The following is a 17,661-nucleotide window of genomic DNA, read 5'->3' on the forward strand; positions in this document are numbered from 1 at the left end:
CTGACAGGTGACGGCGTTTCGCCGAAGCTGGCTGCTTCGGGCCCTGCGACCCCCTCCACCTATAGAGATCGGGCGGCAGACACGGTTGTTGCAACGAACCACGAAGGTTTTTGACGGAGCGTCGGCAGTCGTCCGCGGGCGGACGTGCCAGGGCCCGCCTCCCGAAGCGTGCGGGAAGCGGGCCCTGGTCGTCGTTGCCCTACTCGGCGGTGATGGCGAGGAGGTCCTGGATGGAGCGCAGGTCCTGGCGTCCGGCGAGGAAGCCGATGCCGCGGTGCAGGTGGATCAGCAGCGTCTTGCTCACGGCGGAGTCGGTGGGCTCCTCCCCGTCAGCCACGCACCTCTGCTTGAGCAGCGACAGGTAGATGTCGCCGTGCGGGCCAGCGAAGGTCTTCCAGGCGATCTCCACGTTGGAGTCGGTGGTGATGTCCCGCACCAGCGGGGTGGAGGGGTCGCGCAGGGACAGTGCCAGCGCCCACCGGCACAGCTCGTTCCACTGGGTCAGTCCGGTGTGGCGCTTGAGCCAGGCCAGCTGGTCCTTGGCGGATTGGGACAGCCGGATAGTGATCTCAGACGGCATGCAGGACTCCCTCGGTCCACCAGTAGCCCTCCGCGACGCGGGTGGTGAACGTGGTGTCGTCGTGGACGAGGACGTAGCTGTGGGCGATGGACGGCCTCAGCCGCTGCAGGAGGTGTTCGTCGATCTCCTCGTCCGTGGACAGCAGGAGGACCTGTCGACCGGCATGCGGGAAGTACCGGTCGACGAGGTGCTCGCGGTGGCGGCTGTCCAGACGCCCGAGCGGGGTGTCGATCACCGTGGGCAGACGGTTGCCTGCGACCTTGGCCAGGCCCCACAGCAGCGAGATGGCCAGTAGTTGGCGCTCTCCGGCGCTGAGCCGCGCGGGGTCGATGGCTTCCTCGTCGCGGTTGGTCAGCGCGAGCGTGAACTTGTCGGTGTCGATCCGCAGGTCCTTGATCAGCCCGCTCTTGCGCATCAGCGTCTGGAAGCTGCGCAGGACAGCCACTTCCAGGCTGCTGATGTGCTTGCGCAGCAGCGCCTCGCCGAACCGCTCCAAGGTGCTGCGGGCCTTGTCCGCGTAGGTGATGATGCGCTGGAGCTCCTCCTCGCGGATGAACGTCCTGACCCTCTTCTGCCGCGCACGCTCCAGATCTGCCTCTAGGCGCTCATGCCGGGATTTGGCCTCCGCGACCAGCGCCCGGTGATGCTCCACTGTGGCGCGGGCGACGATGACGGCTTCAGCGGCCTGCTGGCGGTCTTCGATCAGAGTCTTGATCTGCTGCTCGTCGGGAACCGCCGCCAACTGGCGCTCGGCCTGCTGGAGTTCGCGCACGGTCTTGTCCGCAGCGCGAAGGAGCTCCGCCGTGCGGGCTGCGTCTGCCTCCAGCACCTCCTCCAGCGCCGACAGCTTCTGTGCGAGGTCGGACGGCAGGGACAGGTCCAGGGCCAGTTCAGTGGCGGAGGCGCGCTTCTTGCGGTCCGCGGTCAGCTTCCTCTTCAGCGCGGTGCGGGCCGCGGCCGGCACGCCTTCCAGTAGCTGGTCGACCAGCCAGGCATCGCGCTGCTCCAGGACGCCGATGACCTGACGAGCCTCGGCCGCCTCCTGCTCGCGCACGGCCTGCTCCCGCAGTGCTGCCAGTTGCTCGCGCAGCAGCAGGAGCGGCAGGGGTCCCTCGGCGAGGCCCCGAAGGTCCTTTTGCGTCTGGGCCAGACGCTCCGCCGTGGCTTCCTTCGCAGCCTCGAGCCCGCGCCGCTCCTCGTACAGCTTTCCGCCGGCGCGTTCGAAGTCGCGTTCTATCTTGGCGAGCTGGGCCTGGGCAACGTCCAGGCGCGAGGTGGCCTGCGCCAGGAGTTGGCTCTGGTCGGTCACCTCCTGGGCTGCGGCCTGCGACTTGGCTTTGAGGTCGCGGATCTGTTCGAGGATGCCCTGGTCCTCTTGCGACAGCCGTTGGCGGCGCTGGAGGGCGAGCAGGTCGGTCCGCAGCTGTTCGACGGCCCTGACGCCGAGGAGGGATTGGACGGCGGCTTCGATGACGCCGGCGGCCCGCTCGGGGTCGGCGAGCTGTTCGACCTTCTCGCCGTCGAAGAAGAACAGCGAGGCCACCTCGAGGGGGAGGATCTCCTCGACGTGCTCAGCCCAGTTCTCGCTGATCGTGTCGTCGTACTTGCCGTCCACCGTGACGGCAAGGCTCTCCCGAACCTGCTTGCCGCTGACGAACCAGGTACGGGCGACCTCGTAGGTGCGGGGGCGACCCTCGACGGTGATCGAGAACTCCAGCCGGAGTTCGGCGCCCCGGCTGGCATCGGCCGCGCGGTTGATGCTCTCGCGCAGGTAGGTGTCGTACGAGCGGTTGCCGCGCCCGCTGCAGCGGGCCCTGGGCCCGTACAGCACGAGCTGGATGGCGTCGAGCAGGGTCGTCTTGCCGCAGCCGTTCAGGCCGCCGATCAAGACGATCGGGCGCTTCGGCTTCACCCGCAGATCCAGGCTCTGCCGGCCCTGGTAGGCGCCGAAGTCGTGCAGCGTGAGGTTATGCAGGTGCATCGGTGGTGATCTTTTCGTCCAGCATCGTCTGGGTCGGGTCGCTCTCGCGCAGTTCCTGCAGCCGCTTGGCGAACGCCAGCGCGTCGTCCGCGTCCTCGTAGTAGCCCTTCTTGATCGCCTTCTCCAGGGCCTCGAACAGGCCGGCCCGCCGGGTCATCGTCCGGTACTGGCGCTCGATCGCGAGGAGCTCCCGGGTCATCGAGAAGTGGATCGGGTCGTCCTCGCACGCCTCCTTGAGCAGGCCGATCTCCTCGGCGCCCAGGACGAGCTGCTCGTCCAGCGGCGGGCCGGGGAACTTCTCGCCGGTCACCTCCTCGTAGATCTGCGGCAGGGAGTCCTCGACCTCGTGCTTCTCAAAGACCCAGATCCGGCGGATCTCATGCAGCTCCGCCATCGAGATCAGCTCGATGTTGCGCACGTGCTCGGGTGCCCTCTTGCGGACCTGGGCTTGGGCGGCGAGGAGCTTGCGCAGCCAGTCCTCGCGGGCTGACTGCTTGTAGGGGCCGGGGATGGGACGGTCGCCGAACAGTTGGACGTTGCCGTTCATGCGGCGGAAGTCCCGCGTCTGGGCCTCTTTGGTGACGTCGTCGAGCTCGTTGCGGAGCTTGAGCAGTGGCCGCATCCACTGCTTTTCGTCGTCGTTGCGGATCATGGCGGTCATCGACTTGTCCTGCTCCACCAGCGTGCAGGTCCAGCAGCCGAAGCGGCTGTCGCCGCACGAGGGGGTGCTGTCGTCGACAACCAGCGGGCACTCGGAGTCATCCGAGGCGCCCTGGTACATCGTGAGCAGGTCCTTGTTCTTGTGGCCCCACGGATTGGGGTACTGCATCAAGAACGCCCACACCTCCTCGGTCGACCACGCCTCGATGGGGCTGTAGACGAGGGAGTTGGGGAGGTTACCGTTGGGCGAGAGCCGGTCGCGGACCCGGCCCTTCTCGTGCCGGGCCATCGCCCGTGCCCGGGCTTGGCTCTCCGCCTTGCGGATTCCCAGCACGAGGATCGCCTCGCCGTGCCGGCGTACGACGCGCCGGATGAAGGCGTTCGACGGCTTGATCTTCAATCGCTCGGTGCACCACCGGAACTTCGGACGGGGCGCGGGGTAGCCCTTGCCGATCAGACTGACCCAGAAGGTGTCCTTGATCTCCGGGGTCAGCTTGTGCGACTCGATGGGCAGATTCTGTTCCTGCGCGGCGGTACGCATGGTGTCCAGGGACTGGCCCACCCAAGCGGAGACGACGGGGTTCTCCACCAGGGTGTCCGTGCTGATCACGTGCACCGGCTTGGTGCGCTGCTCGGCTGGCAGGTCCTTGAGCGCGAGCCACACCAGCTGGAGGACAGCGGTGGAGTCCTTTCCGCCGCTGTAGCCGACCACCCACGGCACCTCGTCAGCGACGTAGAGCTCGCGGATTTCCTCCGTCAACTCCTCGACGACCTCCGCCAGAGGCCGGTCCTGGAAAGGCGCCGCCTTGGGGGTGCTCATTTCTCTCCTCGCAGGTAGGCGTCTTCCACACGCTGTTCCTCGGCGCTCAGCTCGAGCCCCAGGTGGTGACGCAGGTAGTTCACGGTCAAGGTCAAGTTGTGGTGGCTCTTGGAGACCCGCCCGCCGACCAGCGCGCGCCCCTCCCAGTCGGTGTTGGCGCGCGACCAGTCCACCGACGACAGGCGCTTGAGCGTCGGAGTCCAGCTCCGCGGCGCCAGCGACTTGCGCAGCAGCGAGTTGCCCACCCGCCCCAGCGCGTGCAGCGCGATCCCATGGCTGTGCAGGTAGTCGCGGCGCACCTCCGAAGCCGATAGCTCCCGGCGCCGCACCAGCTTCCACTCCGGTATCACCGCATCGACCGCGCCCCAGTACGCCTCGGCCAGCGACTGGGACTGCTCCTTGGTGATCTCCAGGCCCTGTAGCAGGGACTGGGTGGCGTAGTACACCGAGCTCAAGGTGAACAGCTTGCGCGAGCGCTGGGACAGCGTGGAACTCTCCATCTCCACGAAGCCCTTGAACACCGGTGCGCGCAACGCCAGCAGCCGTACCGTGGTCGCCAGATCGTCACGGTGGTCGTACAGAACACCGATCGAGCGCGGCGGCCGTACGGCATGCCGGTTCAGGTCGGCGAACATCTGCTGGCAGCGAGCGAGTCCGGCGTCGTGGAAGAAGACAACGGCGATCGTCTCCTCACCCAGATCGGGATTCTCCTTCAGTGCCTGTTCGATCGCGGCACGCCGGTGCTGACCGTCGTTGATCAGGAACCGTGCGGCCATCGAGATCCGGATCTGGCCGGCCCGCATCCCCACGCCACTGTCCGCGATGCCCTCGAAGTGGATGTCGCCGTCGACGGAGGCCGTCAGCGCGCTGAAGACGTAGTCGCTCGGGTTGTCGACGATGTAGCGCGTCAGCGCCGGCAGCCGCCCCTTGTTCAAGATCCGCTGGGCGCGCACCTCGGGTGCCAGCTCGTCCTCGTCGAAGAGGAAGATCTTCGGGATGAGCCGCAGCGGGCACATGGACACGTAGAACTCGCGCCCGGCCTGGATGCCGCGGATAGCCGGAAAAACGTACTCAAATCCGGCAGACGTCGCCGGTTCGACGGGCTGAGAAGCAACAGAAGATCCCACTCGCTCACGCTATCGTACGTCAGGTAGATGACGTACAGGACGTGCAGATTAACGCTCGAAGGTGGGTTGGGTTCGATGGTGACGTACCTCGATGCGGCGGCGACGACGCGCGTGGACCAGCGGGTGGCCGATGTCGTTCTGCACTGGATGACCGCGGAGTTCGGCAACGCGGGCAGCCGCCACGAGTACGGCGTCCGGGCCAAGCGTGGGGTGGAGCGGGCGCGCGAGTACCTGGCCAACACCGTGGGCGCGGAGCCCGACGAGCTGATCTTCACCAGCGGCGCCACGGAGAGCAACAATATCGCCCTGCTCGGGCTCGCCCCCTACGGCGAGCGCACCGGCCGGCGCCACATCATCACCTCCGCCATCGAGCACAAGGCGGTCCTGGAACCGCTGGAACACCTGGCTGGCCGCGGTTTTGAGGTCGACTTCCTCAAGCCCGGCCCCTCCGGCCGGATCACGGTGGAAGCGGTGATGGAACGGCTGCGGCCGGACACCCTCCTGGTGTCGCTGATGCATGTAAACAACGAGACCGGGGTGATCCAGCCGGTCGCCGACCTCGCGCGGCAATTGCGGGCCACCCCCACCTACCTGCACGTGGACGCAGCCCAGGGGTACGGCAAGGTACCCGGCGACCTCACCGCCCCCATCGACATGATCAGCATCAGCGGCCACAAGATCGGCGCTCCCAAGGGTGTGGGAGCGCTGGTCACCCGCCGCCGAGAGGAGATGGACGACGAGCGGGTCCCCCTCGAACCCATCATGTTCGGCGGCGGCCAGGAGCGGAAACTGCGTCCCGGCACCCTGCCCGTGCCCCTGATCATGGGACTGGCCGAGGCGGCGAAGATTTTCGAAGCCGAGCACGCCCAGTGGCAGGCCGCTGCCCAGGACCTGCGCTCCCGGTTCCTGGCCGGGCTTGCGTCGACACGCTTCCAGGTCAACGGCGACCAGGAGCACGTCGTTCCGCACATCCTCAACCTGTCCTTCGAGGACGTGGACGCTGAGGCCTTCCTCGTCACCCTCAAAGACCTGGTCGCGGTCGCGACCGGCTCGGCTTGCACCAGCGCCTCGTACACCCCCAGCCATGTGCTCCGCGCCATGGGGCTGTCCGAGGAAGCGGCCTCGAACGGCTTGCGCTTCTCCTGGGTCCCCGGTCAGGCAACGGACTTGGACGTCGAAGAGCTGGCCCGAGGAATCGCGAAGCTGAAGCCGCGCTCCTGACCGCCTCATGCCTGCGTGCGTACCAGGCGATGCCCGCGCAGGGCTCTTCCGCAGCGGGCAAGTTCGCTCTCCCAGCCCTTCTCGGTGCCGATCAGGTGCGGGTTTGCGTACAAGCCGGCCCGCACCTCGGCCTCGGTCAGCCGCCGGTACTTGGCCGCGTCCGGGTCGTCGGGGTGGAGGAACTCGTGCTTGCGGTGCAGGAGCGGCCGGTTGTCGCGGCTGCCGTAGGAGTGGTGGGAGGTCTCGAACGTTGTGAGATCCACCTGGTAGGACGTCAGCAGGCGGGGGTGGGGGTCGCCGTCGAAGTCCGGGTAGTCCAGCCAGCTGACCGCTCGTCCGCGGTGGCAGAGCTTTGCCACCGTCCACGTCGGCGGGCGCCCGGCAGCGATCGACGCGCAATGCTCATACAGCCGCAGCACCGTGGGCATCCGTCCCACAGCGCGCCGGTGGACGTACAAGGCGGTGGGCGTCAGCTTGCCCACCGCGGAGGCGTTCATCGCCCCGCGGACGTAGGTGTCGTCCCGCAGCTTGAGCAGGAGCCGGTCCGCGCGCTGGCATGCCTCCTTGTAGGACGAGAAGAAAGCCCGGATGTCCAGTTGCACAGTCAGCGGCAGGCTGGTGAACGGCCCCCGGCCGTTGAACAGTTCCACCGCGAGGAACAGCAGTGTGTTGAGGGTCGTCCGCTTGGCTCCCTCGTCCACCTTGGCCGGGTCAGCGGATTCGCGGACAAGCCGGTTCACCTCGGCCGGACGTAGATGCTCCAGCAACTGGGCCGTGGGTACGGGCATCTCCTCCAGCCGCGGCGGCCGGCCGCGACGCTCCACGTGGTCGACCAGCGCGGCAATTGCGGAGGTCGTGTCGTCGGAAGCTAGCCACTGGTCGTCGGCGATGATGCGACGCGCCAGGTAGCTCAGCCGCGCCGTGTCGTCCTTGAAGGCGTAAAGGATCCCCGGCGATGCGGAGACAGCACGGACTCCCGTGACTTCTTCCACGTACGTCCGCAGCTCGCTGGCCCCATACAGGTGCTGGAATGTCTTGCGCCGGGTCAGCAGGCCGTCGCCGTACTCCTCACCGCTGACCTTCGACCGTTCCCAGTTCAGACGCGCGGAAACGATCAAGACCGTGCCCGCCAGCTCCCAGGCGCGCCGAAGAGTGCGATGCCGCTCCGCGGGGTCCTCGATGACGTTCAGGACGTAGGTCAGCAGCACGACTGGACACGGCTCCACGCGCACGTCCGGCTGGTAGAACGGATCCCAGCCGACCGCTACACACCCCATGTGCCGCAGCGCGCGCACATCCTCCCCACGCCCGCAGCCGTAGTCGAGAACCGTACCGCCGGGCAAGATCTGCCTGTCGACGATCGCCTGGCGGGCTGGAACCGAGAGCCCACCTCTGCTGATCGCAGTCAGCCGACGCTCGCTCCCCCAGTCACCATCGTCCATTGATCACGTCCTTACGCGCGCTCAACTGACGGGCCGGCTGCGTCCCACGGGATGGCCGTCGAACACCCTGAGCGCCGGAATCCCCGGGGTACGTCTCAGCCCCGGGGATACGACCAAGGTTAGTGGTCCACCAGGGCTTTCCCTCGAGGATAGCGTTGACCGTCAAGCGAGGGGGAGCCTTCCGTGCCCGGAGGGCTCCCGCCCTCATGACTCCGCCGGCGAGGACATCCGGCGTTCCTGTTACGTCATCCCCTGTGGTTCGTAGTGGACGATCTCACGCATGGGGACCAGCTTTCCGTCACGGATCTCCCAAACCTCTTTGAACGCCGCGCAACGGGCGAGGACGTCGGCGCCGTCGCGCACCAGCTGGTGAGAGCGGGTGGTCGCCAAGAACATGCGTCTGGGGCGTTCCGGCGCGCCGGGTATAGCAGACTTTGAGTAGCGGGCTGTGCCAGTGTGCAGCAAGAATGGGCACCCTGCAGACCTGTCCGTAGCCGCAAAGGTCGCGCACTCAACGTGCATCGGAGGATCCAGTGTCAGGCGACGCCGGATCACTGCAGGACCACCGATCACGGCCCGCCAGTAGTCAAGAGGGGCACCGCACAGACCGCACAACCCGTCACGGATGCACTCCAGACGTCGAGCGCCGTCGACCTCAGTGAAATCAGGAAGTCCGTCGGGGCGAATTGCCGTAACGTACGAGATCGGGTAGCCCCTGCGGTCGCGAGGACGCCGAGCAAGCCACTTCGGCAATGCTGTTACGCTTCTTTTGGTAGCCGGGTTATCTGGCCTCATCAACAAACTCCAATGGTCGGTCTGAACCATGTCGCTCATAAGCGCCTGGCTGATGGTCGTGACTTTTCGTGCTCATAGCCGCCAGCCGCCCTCGCTGACTTGGTGAGCTCTTCGAATAGGTCCACGTTGACATGGAGTGGATCAAGATATCCAGTCATTCGCGTCTGCCGTGAGCGATGAGAGTGAGGAATGCGCTGCATGCGATTCCCCTAGGACTGGATGCTCGCCGGGATTAATCGACCCGAAGAAAATTTGAGCTTTGGCACGGGCCGTGTCCCGCGTGATGGTCGAATCGAATCTCCGGGCACTGACATTCCATCGGAGTCACGGCCCTGGACGGGATTCGCGGCGTGACCGTTGCCGGTCTCGACGCAAGGTGGTGGCGAGGGAACGCGCCGTCGATCAAACGTCCGGAAGGCTGGAGAGCAGATGCGTGGCTGTACACGTCACTCAGTAGCTATAGGTCTTCAAGGCGAGCCCTGGAGGCGCCTCGATAACCCCTGCCCGTGATCGTGTTACGAGCTCTACGGAAAGCGCGCCGACGCCGACATGAGCGGCGGCGTTGCCGGTGCCGGGTCTCTCTCACCGGACGCGTCTGGGAGTGAAGACCTTAACTTCTCACCCCTCGGGTGAGTCTGTAGAACAGCGACAATACTCGCGGGGGCGCTACCGAACTGCGGTGTGAGGCCATGTGCGGCAAAGGCGCGGCCGGACGCCTTTGGACGGTGTACAACGAGGAATCACGGATCAGGACGCCGCACATGCTCTGATCAGGCAAAATGGCACCCAGCACCACGAGCCAGCACCGCCTATCACAATCGCTCATGGTCACGGCCAGCGGCTGGGTGGCGTCGAGCAGGACGCCATAGTGGGCGGTGCCGTTCGTGCGGCCGATGGCGAGCCGGATCAGCGGCAGGGACAAGGAACCTCCGTGGAGGTAGGCGGCGGGGAGGAAGTGGTCAGACGCGTACGCACACAGTCCGTCGTGCTCGGTGGCGAGGGCGCAGCCATCCTCGCAGGGGTGGCCGGCAAGGGCCTGGGCGGTGTCGGCCTGCTCGTGGCAGTCGATGCCCCAGGCCGGCGCCTCGGCGAGGTCGCGGTTGCGGGCGAGGAAGCCGGTGGAACCGCAGTGCTCGCAGCGCTGAGCCTCGGCGGCGGGGGGCGGGTTCGTCAGGGATGCCTCTTTCTGGGGCTGAAGGCGTGTACGCGGCCTGGCGAAGGCAGGGCCTGGCAGGGTGCCGGGCCCTGTTGTCAGCCGCGGTGGACGATGGTGAGGCGGTTCTCCGCGCTCTGCGGCAGCCGGTGGCGTGCCACCGGGACCGGGGATGCGAGCGAGGCCGCGAAGAGTGCGACCAGCTCGTTGGGGACGCTCGGGCTGAAGTTCGCGCACCACAGATAGGGGGCACCGAAGATGGGCTCGGCCCATGCCTGCCAGCCCATCAGGTCCTCCCGCAGATCAGCGTCGGCGATCAGGTCCGGCAGCATCTCGAGCGAAACGTGCGAGGCGAAGCCGGGGTCCGTGGCGGCGGTGAACGGACGGTCCACGTCACGGATCCAGCCCTGCGCGCTCAACGCCGTGACCACCGTCTCGGGCGCGTCGAAGCCCGTATCGGGCACCGCGCTCGCGTCAAGCCCGACGAGGAAGTCGTGAAGTGCCTCGTGCGGCACGCCGGTGGTGAAATATGCGTTCCACTGCACCAGCGCGCTGCCGGCATCCGAACGCGCGGAGATCTGCAGGGCCACCCGCAGGCCGCCGAGCGTGAACGGACTGCTGGCCAGGACCCACTCTGCGCCGCGCAGCTCGTCCGGGCTCACGTACAACAGCGTGTCGCGGGAGGTCGGCCACATACGCCATCCCAGGCCGGTGAGGGTGTCACCGACCCGCTCGGCGAGGGCGTCGTCGTCGCCGGCCAGATGACGCGGGGTGACCCAGCGCACCAGGTCCGGCAAGGCGGGGCGAGAGGAATCAGAGGGATGGTGCGGGTTCAGGGGCGCCTCCGTGGGCTCAGGGGTGGTTCACTGCCCGCCACTGGGGCGGGTGCCGCGCCGTCGGCGCGGCGGGGCTTCGGTCGGCTCGTGCCAGGTCAGCGCGACCGCGACGTCGGGCAGCAGGGGGCCGAACTGCTCGGCCGGCTCCGGCTCGGTGAGCAACAGCACTGGACGCCCCTGGTCGTCGCGGGCGTCAGCGACGGCGCCCGCACGGTGAGCCATCGGGAAGTCGGGGTTGATCGCGAGCTGCACGACGGCCTCGCGATCGCAGGCCGACAGCCGGTCGAGCAGGTCGCCGACGGTCAGCTCCGGCAGCGCTTCGATCGGCTCGGTGTCCTTGGCTTCGGCGAAGAACACCACCGGTCGGCCAGCGTCGTCGCGGGTGGGGACCACGCCGCCCAGCCGACGGACCGTGCGGGCGAAGGGGTTGATCCACAGGCGAACCACCACGTCGCGGTCACTGGCGGACAGACGATCCAGCAGGTCGCCGACGGTCAGCTCCGGGGCCAAGACGTTCTCCTTGCAGTATCGGGTGCCCCACCAGGGGCCGAGAGCAGGGTACGTGCCGTACATGAGCAGCGGCCCTGAGCCGCGCGTGAAGAGTGACCGGGTCACAGGGGCCGGGACGTGGCCAGCACGCGCTGGACCGTGGCCGCGACGATCTCCGCCGGCGTTTCGGTGTCGAAACGGATCCGGTAACCGGGGACCTTGGCGGTACCGGTGACAGCGAGTGCCCAGCCGTCGCCGTCGGTGCCGGGGCGGCCGAGCGGGAACCATCCGAGATAGAAACGACCGTCCTTGCTGCTGACGTGAACATCGGCCCGGTCGTCCACAACGAGGTTGAAGAACTCCGCCTTAAACAGGTCGGTGACCATCGTCGCCTGGCCGGGTCCAAGCTGCCACGAGCGCAGCCGCAGGGCCTCGGTGGTGGTAGAAAATCCGGGCGTGGAAGCTTCCACGGTCACGGGCAACACCTCTCTGACCTGGGGTTTCGGGGAAGGTCGTCTACGTTGGCATGTCCCTGGCGGCTTTACCAGTCCTTCCGCGATCTTTCCTGTCTGCCCCCGGCGAACTGCCGGGCGCGGGTCTCGCGCATCACCGGCAGGTGGACGGGCCGCCTATGCGCGGGTCGTCGCCGACCAGGCGGCCCCGAGTTCCACGAGCCTCCGGCGGAGCCGGCCTCGCTGCTCCTCCAGGACCAGCGAGGTGGGCGACAAGACGAAGACGTTGTCCCGGTACGGGAGGAACCCGAGCTGCTTCCACCCTCTGGCGATCTTGGCCGTCACGCGGTTCCACTCGGCTTCGTTCCGCAGTCGGTTCGCACTCAGGTCGGCGTCCCGGGCGAGCACGCCACGGCTCGGCATCCGGGCATCAGCCGGAAGATGGCTTCGGCGGCGAGGATCACACCCAAGCCTCGGCCTCTCCATTCTTCGCGCAGGGTGACGCGGTCCATGACGAGCAGGTCGGAACCGCTGTACTCCAGCAGCTCACTGACCTCGTCCGTGTAATAACCCGTGGCGGGATCGAGGAGGGCCTGGGCGATCTCATAGAGGTCCTCCGATGCCTCCTCCATGGCCGCGTACGCACTGCGTCCGCGGTCGAGGTGCACACGAAAGAAGGTCATCGAGCCGACCGTGCTATCGCTCGCGATGTCCGCCGGGCAGTCCTCTGCGTCGCACGCGCCGGACGCCGTCGGGCCACCGCTGCTGTCGTGCTCCCGGCAGCGGTGGAGGATCTCCACGCTCCACTCTTCCAGGGTGTCCGCGTCAGAGGTGTCACTCAGCGTGTCGTTGTAGACGATGCGCAGATGCAGCTCGGAGGGGTCGCCAGGGAGCGGCAGGGGCTCGATCACCACAGCAGCCTAAGTGAGGACATCAAGTCCTCTCTGCGTCTACGTTGGACATGACGAAGCCCCCGGAATCGCGAGGCGAATTCCGGGGGCCGTATTAGAGGGTCGTGTTGTTAGCTCTCGGTGGAGCCGTCGTTGTCGGAGTCGTCCGTGCGGCGTCGGCGGGCAACCAGGAGTGCCCCGCCGCCAGCGGCGAGCAGGACTCCGGCGCCGCCGAGCAGCCACGGGGTGGCATCGGCGCCGGTGTGGGCGAGGGAACCGCCAGGCTCCGGTGCCGCAGTGCTCGATGCGGTCGCCTCGGAGGCCGGGGAGTCAGTCGGCTTCTCCGTCGGCTCCGGGGTGCCGTGGTCACTGGCGCTGCCGGACGTCGGCTTCTCGGTCGGCTTGTCCGTGGGCTTCTCGGTCAACTTGTCGGTGGGCTTGTCCGAGGGGTCGGGGCTCGGCGGAGTGGTGTGGGTCTTGGCGTTGGTGACTGTCACGGTGACCGGATCGCCGGGCTTGGCCTTGAAGTCGCGCTGCCCCTTGTAGAGGTCGTATCCCGCGGGCGCCTTCGTCTCCTTGACCCAGAAGTCGGTGCCGGTGCGGTTGTTGACCGGGAGCTTGGCGGTAGCGGTGCCCTTGTCGCCGGTGGTGAGGGTGAGGAGGGTCTTGTCGCCGGTGCCGATGTTGACGGTGGCACCGGCCAGGAGCTTGCCGCTCTTGTCGTCCTGGGCCTTGAGCAGGACGGAGGCGGGCTTGAACGGGTCGATGATGGTGAGCGGCGCGTCGGCGCCGGGGGTGACGATGACGTCCTGGTCCTCGACGACGTCGTGCAGCGCGCTGCCGCTGGAGGTCTCCTTGAGCCGGTAGACGCCCGGCACCAGATCCTTGAAGGCCAGGTGGCCCTCTCCGTCGGTCTTGCCGCTCCCGGCTTCCTTGCCCGTGGAGTCGTAGAGGGTGAAGGACGCGCCGGCCAGGACGTCGCCGCCCTCGTCCTTCTTGAGGATGGCCACCCCGCCGCCCTCTGCGGCATTGCGCGGGGCGGGCGCGGTTGCGGTGGGCGAGGCCGGGTCCGGGGCCTGAGCGGAAGCGGACGGGCTCCAGACCAGGGATCCAGTCACGGTAGCGGCCACGGTGAGGACCGCGGCGGGCAGACAGCGGGCGGAGCGGGTGCGCAAGTAGGAACTCTCCAGGTAATGAGGCGGGAGGTACAGGGGAACGAGGGGGGTGTGGTCCGCGGGCCCGGCTCGGGCCGGTGAGCGCCGCAGGCGCAGTGGCCTGCGAGGAAACGGGCGTGTGCCGCGCCGGGGCTGTCGCCGCGACGTACAGATGGCGGCGGGTGTGGAACGGGATGTCCTTCACCGCGCGGGTCACCGGCTCCGTGGAGACCAGCGAGGCGGTGAAGGCGGCGACCAGTGTGGTCGGGGTGCCCTGGGAGAACCGTGCGCGCCAGTAGGGCTCGCTCGGGTATCCGCCCCAGACCGACCAGGTGGGTGAGTCGGGGTGAAGATGGGTGGCGTAGCGCTGCTGTACGACACCGAGGGAGTCGGGATCGCGGAAGAACTGGGTGCCGTCGGTCTTGACCTGGTGGCTCCAGCCGCGGGTGAGGAGCAGCGTGTACGCCTCCTGCGGCGGAGTGTCGTCCGTGAACAGCCGGTCCTGGTCGCTGTAGCGATCTTCAAGGTAGAGGTCGAGGAGTTCGGTGTGGAGGTCATGCAGCAGCTCGACGGGGGTGGTGATGTCGAAGCTGATCTGCCAGGCCGGGGGCCGAACGGGGCGCGGTTGGCGGTGACCGTCCACTTCCCCTTGCGCGGGCTGTCGGCGTCGGGGACCAGGCCGGCGAACAGTCGCAGGCAGGGGCTGGTGGCCAGGGCCCCGCCTTCGTCGGACTGATGTACGGACCAGTCCTCGGGAAACGGCCAGGCCGTAGCAAGGTCCATGGGACCGGGTCCCGCCAGGTGGCGAGGCAGAACCTTCACGGCCCGCTCCTGGTCGAGTTTGATGAAGGGGTCGGTCGACACGGGCTAGTCCTCAGCGGCGGCGGGCGGGAAGGGCGGCAGCGGCCGCGGCCGGTGGGAGCGTAGTGGTGCTCCAGCGGGGGACGCTGTGCGTACCGAGCGCGGGCGGGCGGCGCCGGGCGGCGGCAGCCTTCCGGACGTCGAGCGGGGTGGGGGCGGGAGGTTTCGGCGGCTCGACGGGGGTGAGCTGGGCGAGTTGAGCGAGTCGCGGGCTCAGGTCGGCCTGGTAGCGGGCAATGGGGGTCGGCGCGACGAAGGAGGCGGCCATGGCGGCGATCAGGCGTTTCGGGGTGCGGGCGGTGAAGTTGGCCTGAGCACGGACGCTCTTCCGCTCTGGTCCGGCCCACAGTGTCACCACTTCGGCATCGGGGTCGCTGGTGACGACGTCGATGCTCGCGCCGGCCAGCTGGTCCGGGGAGACGATCTCGATCGAGCCGTGTGCGAGGGGCTTGCGTTCCCAGCCCGCGTCGAGGAGAGGCTGGACTGCGTCGGTCCAGTAGTACGAGCGGTCCGTCAGGAACCTCTCGCTGTCCTCGTCCCACTCGCTGGCCAGGGCGTGGATGAAGTCGCGGACGATTTCCGGCGGCATCTTGTCGCTGACGCTCGCCGTCCAGCGGGAGGCGGAGACGGCGTCCTCGGCGGCGCTGATCTTCCACACGTCGAAGTCGTCGCCGAACCAGCCGATCTTGATGCGGTGATCCGGTGAGGTGATCAGGAGCTGGCACGGTCCGTCGTCGAGGTGGTGGTGCGGCCAGTCTTCGACGGGCTCGAAGGCGGGGTCACCGATTCCGCCGAGGCCGGCGAGGTAGCGCGGGGAGACGTAGACATCTCCCTCGATCGTGGTGGGGTCGGTCATGGGCACTTTCGTCGAGGTCGGGAGGAAGATCAGCGGGTGGCGGCTGGGCGCGCGGCGGCTGTGGCCGGCCTCGGCGCGGCGGGGGCCGCCGACAAGTGCGGTGTTGCCGACGCCGGGAGCGGGGTGAGTTCGGCCAGGACGCGGCGCTTGAGGGCGCCGCGCTGGTCGGCGTTCAGGACGGACGCGTCCAGTCGGCCGGGGCTGGTCTCGAAGGGCCGCAGCCGGTGGCGGACGTGGTCGTAGGCGGCAGGGTGCTCGTCGGCCAGGCGGTTAAGGGCTTGGTCGAAGACGCGGCGGTGGGCGGCGTGCTCGGGCTCGTCCTGCTCGCGCTGGGTGATGGTCTGGGCGTACTGGCGGGCAACGCGGGTGTTCTCGGCGGTGCGCTGGTGGACGGCGACGAGGAAGCGGCGGGCGTTGAGGACAGCGAAGGCGGCCTGCCGCGGCATGGCGTCCAGGTCGGTGGTGAGCGGGCCGAGCACCGTCGCGCTGGTGGCCCCGGCGAGCGGGGCTGTCATCTCCGCGAGTTCGTCCAATGCGATGCGCCAGCGGCGCACCAGCAGTGGGTGGCGCAGCTCGACGTTGCGCTGGTCCTGCTCACGTGCATCGGCGGCGACGGTGTTGCGGAAGGCGAGGGGGCTCTTGACGAGCAGGTCGTGGACGGCCGGGGTCATGGTGGCGAAGAGGTAGCCCTCGCTCGCGCCCCGCTCGATGGCGTCAAACACATCGGCCGGGCCGGGCCGCTCGGTGCGCGGCTCGAGCTGGGCTGTGGCGTATTCCTGGGCGAGGAGTTGCTCGAACCGATCGGGGAAGGCGCTGCGCAGCCAGAGGCGGGCCGTGGCGGCGGGGTCGGTGTCCAGCCGGTCGCGTCCGCGATGGCGGCCGTGACCAGATTGCGGAAGCTGTCCTGCAGAAGCGGTTGGAGTTCCGCGGCGCCCATGTGAGCGACGTCGTTCAGACGCAGGGAGCGCCGCTCGAACGAGGGAGTTCGGGAGGGGTGGGGCATGGCGGTGGTTCCTGTTCAGCGGACCGTGCTCGGGGGCCGGGCGCGGATTACGCCGCGGACGCGGACGGCTTGGGTGCGACGGCGAGGGTGAGGTGCGCGAGGGCCTCGTCGGCGCGCGCCTGGGCGACGTCGGCCGTGGGCCCGGTGGTGATCAGGAATCCGGCGCGGGCGCTGAACATGTCGCCGGCGGGCGACAGGGTGACCGTGTCGCCGACCGTGCGTTGGAAGGTGACCTGCTCCAGCCACGGTGTGCGGGTGGCGAAGCCGGCATCGAGGTGGCAGTGGGTCAGGGTGCCAGAGGCACTGGGGTACAGCAGCCGGATCGCGGCGGCGCTGTGGCGGGTGCGGGCGAGGTCGGGGGCCTGGCGGCGGGCGGTGTCGGCGGCGGCGCGGGCGAGGTCCACGCCGGTGGCGAGCTGGACGAGGTGGCCGATCATGTCGCCGCCGATGCGGGCGTTGACCTCGATCAGTCGGGGGCGGCCGTCGACGAGGCGCATCTCGACGTGCTGGACGCCGTCGGTAATGCCGAGCGCCTTGACGGCCGCGGCGGCGACGGGCGCCACCTGGTCGAGCAGCGGATCGGCGGCATCGACGCTGTGCGCGATCTCTTCGAAGAACGGCGGCGCGCCGAGGGTCTTGCGGGTGACGGCCACCGCAGTGGTGTGGCCGCGGTGGGTGACGCACTCGACAGAGACCTCGGGCCCGTCGAGGTACTCCTCCACCAGCACCTTGGTGCTCTCGATGCCGTCGCGGGCGCCGGCGGCGGCGAACTCGAAGCCGCGCGGGAGTTCTTCGGCGCTGTTGACGCGAATGACGCCGAGGCTGCCCGCGCGAGCGGCGGGCTTGAGCACGACCGGATAGCCGATCGTTTCGGCGGCGAGCGCCGCCTCCAGCAGGGAGCGGGCGGTCATCGACGCTGCCGAGGGCACGCCATGGCGGGCGAACAGAGTGCGGGCGGTCGCCTTGTTGCGAGCGGCGTCCATTGCCTCTGGGCTGTTCGTCGGCAGTCCGAGGCGCCGTGCCAGGCGCGCGGTCTGGACGAGATACCACTCGGTCCATGTCATCACCCCAGTCAGCTCGTGCCGCTCGGCCAGGGCCTGGCCGGCAGCGGCCAGCGCCCGGGCGTCGCAGGGATCGGCGATCTCGAAGTCGGTGATGAACTTCCGCTCCCAGGTGGGGGCGGCGGGAGTGATCAGGACGACGTCGTACCGGGCGGCGACGGCTTCGAGGCAGTAGCCGCGGTACGCCTCGGCCTCCGGATCGGCGGCGGCAACGACAAGGATGGTGGGCAAGGACTCTCCAAGGCAAAGCAGGTAATGGGCCGTTCGGGCACGGTGGGGT

General features: G+C 68.4%; 15 protein-coding genes and 1 pseudogene. 1 reads left to right on the forward strand and 15 read right to left on the reverse strand.

All coding sequences use genetic code 11. From position 1 onward, the window contains the following. Positions 1-199: 199 nt before the first annotated feature. From dndE to dndB, 4 genes are read right to left on the reverse strand one after another with little or no spacing between them, the layout of a single operon-like run. Positions 200-580 (reverse strand): DNA sulfur modification protein DndE, encoded by a 381-nt coding sequence (gene dndE / locus IG88_RS0125875; protein ID WP_031045840.1) that lies wholly within the window; start codon positions 578-580, stop codon positions 200-202. Next, positions 570-2,561 carry a DNA sulfur modification protein DndD gene (gene dndD, locus IG88_RS0125880; RefSeq protein ID WP_031045843.1) on the reverse strand — a complete coding sequence of 664 codons (1,992 nt, stop codon included), beginning with the start codon at positions 2,559-2,561 and terminating at the stop codon, positions 570-572. The genes dndE and dndD overlap by 11 nt, the downstream gene beginning before the upstream one ends. After that, positions 2,548-4,041, reverse strand: a complete 1,494-nt coding sequence (dndC, locus tag IG88_RS0125885) for a DNA phosphorothioation system sulfurtransferase DndC (RefSeq protein ID WP_031045846.1) — start codon at positions 4,039-4,041, stop codon at positions 2,548-2,550. The genes dndD and dndC overlap by 14 nt, the downstream gene beginning before the upstream one ends. Further along, positions 4,038-5,168: a DNA sulfur modification protein DndB gene (gene dndB, locus IG88_RS0125890; protein WP_037836665.1), complete on the reverse strand. Its 1,131-nt coding sequence runs from the start codon at positions 5,166-5,168 to the stop codon at positions 4,038-4,040. Before dndB ends, dndC begins: the two co-directional genes overlap by 4 nt. A gap of 75 nt (positions 5,169-5,243) precedes the next feature. Between dndB and dndA the strand changes: the two genes are divergently transcribed. Then, positions 5,244-6,389 (forward strand): cysteine desulfurase DndA, encoded by a 1,146-nt coding sequence (dndA, locus tag IG88_RS0125895; protein ID WP_031045851.1) that lies wholly within the window; start codon positions 5,244-5,246, stop codon positions 6,387-6,389. A 5-nt stretch (positions 6,390-6,394) separates the two neighbouring features. Here dndA and IG88_RS0125900 read toward each other — a convergent pair whose 3' ends face one another. From IG88_RS0125900 to IG88_RS0125970, 11 genes and pseudogenes are all read right to left on the reverse strand, one after another. Next, positions 6,395-7,831: a DNA phosphorothioation-associated putative methyltransferase gene (locus tag IG88_RS0125900; RefSeq protein WP_031045853.1), complete on the reverse strand. Its 1,437-nt coding sequence runs from the start codon at positions 7,829-7,831 to the stop codon at positions 6,395-6,397. Between the two features lie 2,046 nt (positions 7,832-9,877). Beyond that, positions 9,878-10,576: a DUF317 domain-containing protein gene (locus tag IG88_RS0125915; RefSeq protein WP_234332296.1), complete on the reverse strand. Its 699-nt coding sequence runs from the start codon at positions 10,574-10,576 to the stop codon at positions 9,878-9,880. Between the two features lie 66 nt (positions 10,577-10,642). Beyond that, on the reverse strand, positions 10,643-11,125 hold the full coding sequence (locus IG88_RS45165; RefSeq protein ID WP_324609013.1) for a hypothetical protein: 483 nt from the start codon (positions 11,123-11,125) through the stop codon (positions 10,643-10,645). A 101-nt stretch (positions 11,126-11,226) separates the two neighbouring features. Continuing rightward, on the reverse strand, positions 11,227-11,589 hold the full coding sequence (locus IG88_RS0125930; protein WP_420712099.1) for a DUF317 domain-containing protein: 363 nt from the start codon (positions 11,587-11,589) through the stop codon (positions 11,227-11,229). Between the two features lie 144 nt (positions 11,590-11,733). Next, complete coding sequence (locus IG88_RS40340; RefSeq protein ID WP_158854061.1) at positions 11,734-11,901, reverse strand: hypothetical protein; 168 nt, start codon at positions 11,899-11,901, stop codon at positions 11,734-11,736. Between the two features lie 38 nt (positions 11,902-11,939). After that, positions 11,940-12,467, reverse strand: coding sequence for a hypothetical protein (locus IG88_RS40345; RefSeq protein WP_158854064.1), 528 nt, complete (start codon positions 12,465-12,467; stop codon positions 11,940-11,942). A 110-nt stretch (positions 12,468-12,577) separates the two neighbouring features. Further along, complete coding sequence (locus tag IG88_RS0125945) at positions 12,578-13,621, reverse strand: MSCRAMM family protein (protein ID WP_031045871.1); 1,044 nt, start codon at positions 13,619-13,621, stop codon at positions 12,578-12,580. 253 nt (positions 13,622-13,874) lie between these two features. Further along, positions 13,875-14,243, reverse strand: a pseudogene (locus tag IG88_RS44465) (DUF317 domain-containing protein); the annotation flags it as partial. A 231-nt stretch (positions 14,244-14,474) separates the two neighbouring features. Further along, positions 14,475-15,317 (reverse strand): DUF317 domain-containing protein, encoded by an 843-nt coding sequence (locus IG88_RS0125960; RefSeq protein WP_031045877.1) that lies wholly within the window; start codon positions 15,315-15,317, stop codon positions 14,475-14,477. A gap of 29 nt (positions 15,318-15,346) precedes the next feature. Further along, complete coding sequence (locus IG88_RS0125965) at positions 15,347-16,039, reverse strand: hypothetical protein (protein ID WP_051852054.1); 693 nt, start codon at positions 16,037-16,039, stop codon at positions 15,347-15,349. Between the two features lie 328 nt (positions 16,040-16,367). Continuing rightward, complete coding sequence (locus IG88_RS0125970; protein ID WP_420712100.1) at positions 16,368-17,612, reverse strand: ATP-grasp domain-containing protein; 1,245 nt, start codon at positions 17,610-17,612, stop codon at positions 16,368-16,370. Positions 17,613-17,661 lie beyond the last annotated feature (49 nt).

Source organism: Streptomyces sp. NRRL F-5650, from assembly GCF_000721365.1.
Taxonomy (GTDB): Bacteria; Actinomycetota; Actinomycetes; order Streptomycetales; family Streptomycetaceae; genus Streptomyces; species Streptomyces ardesiacus.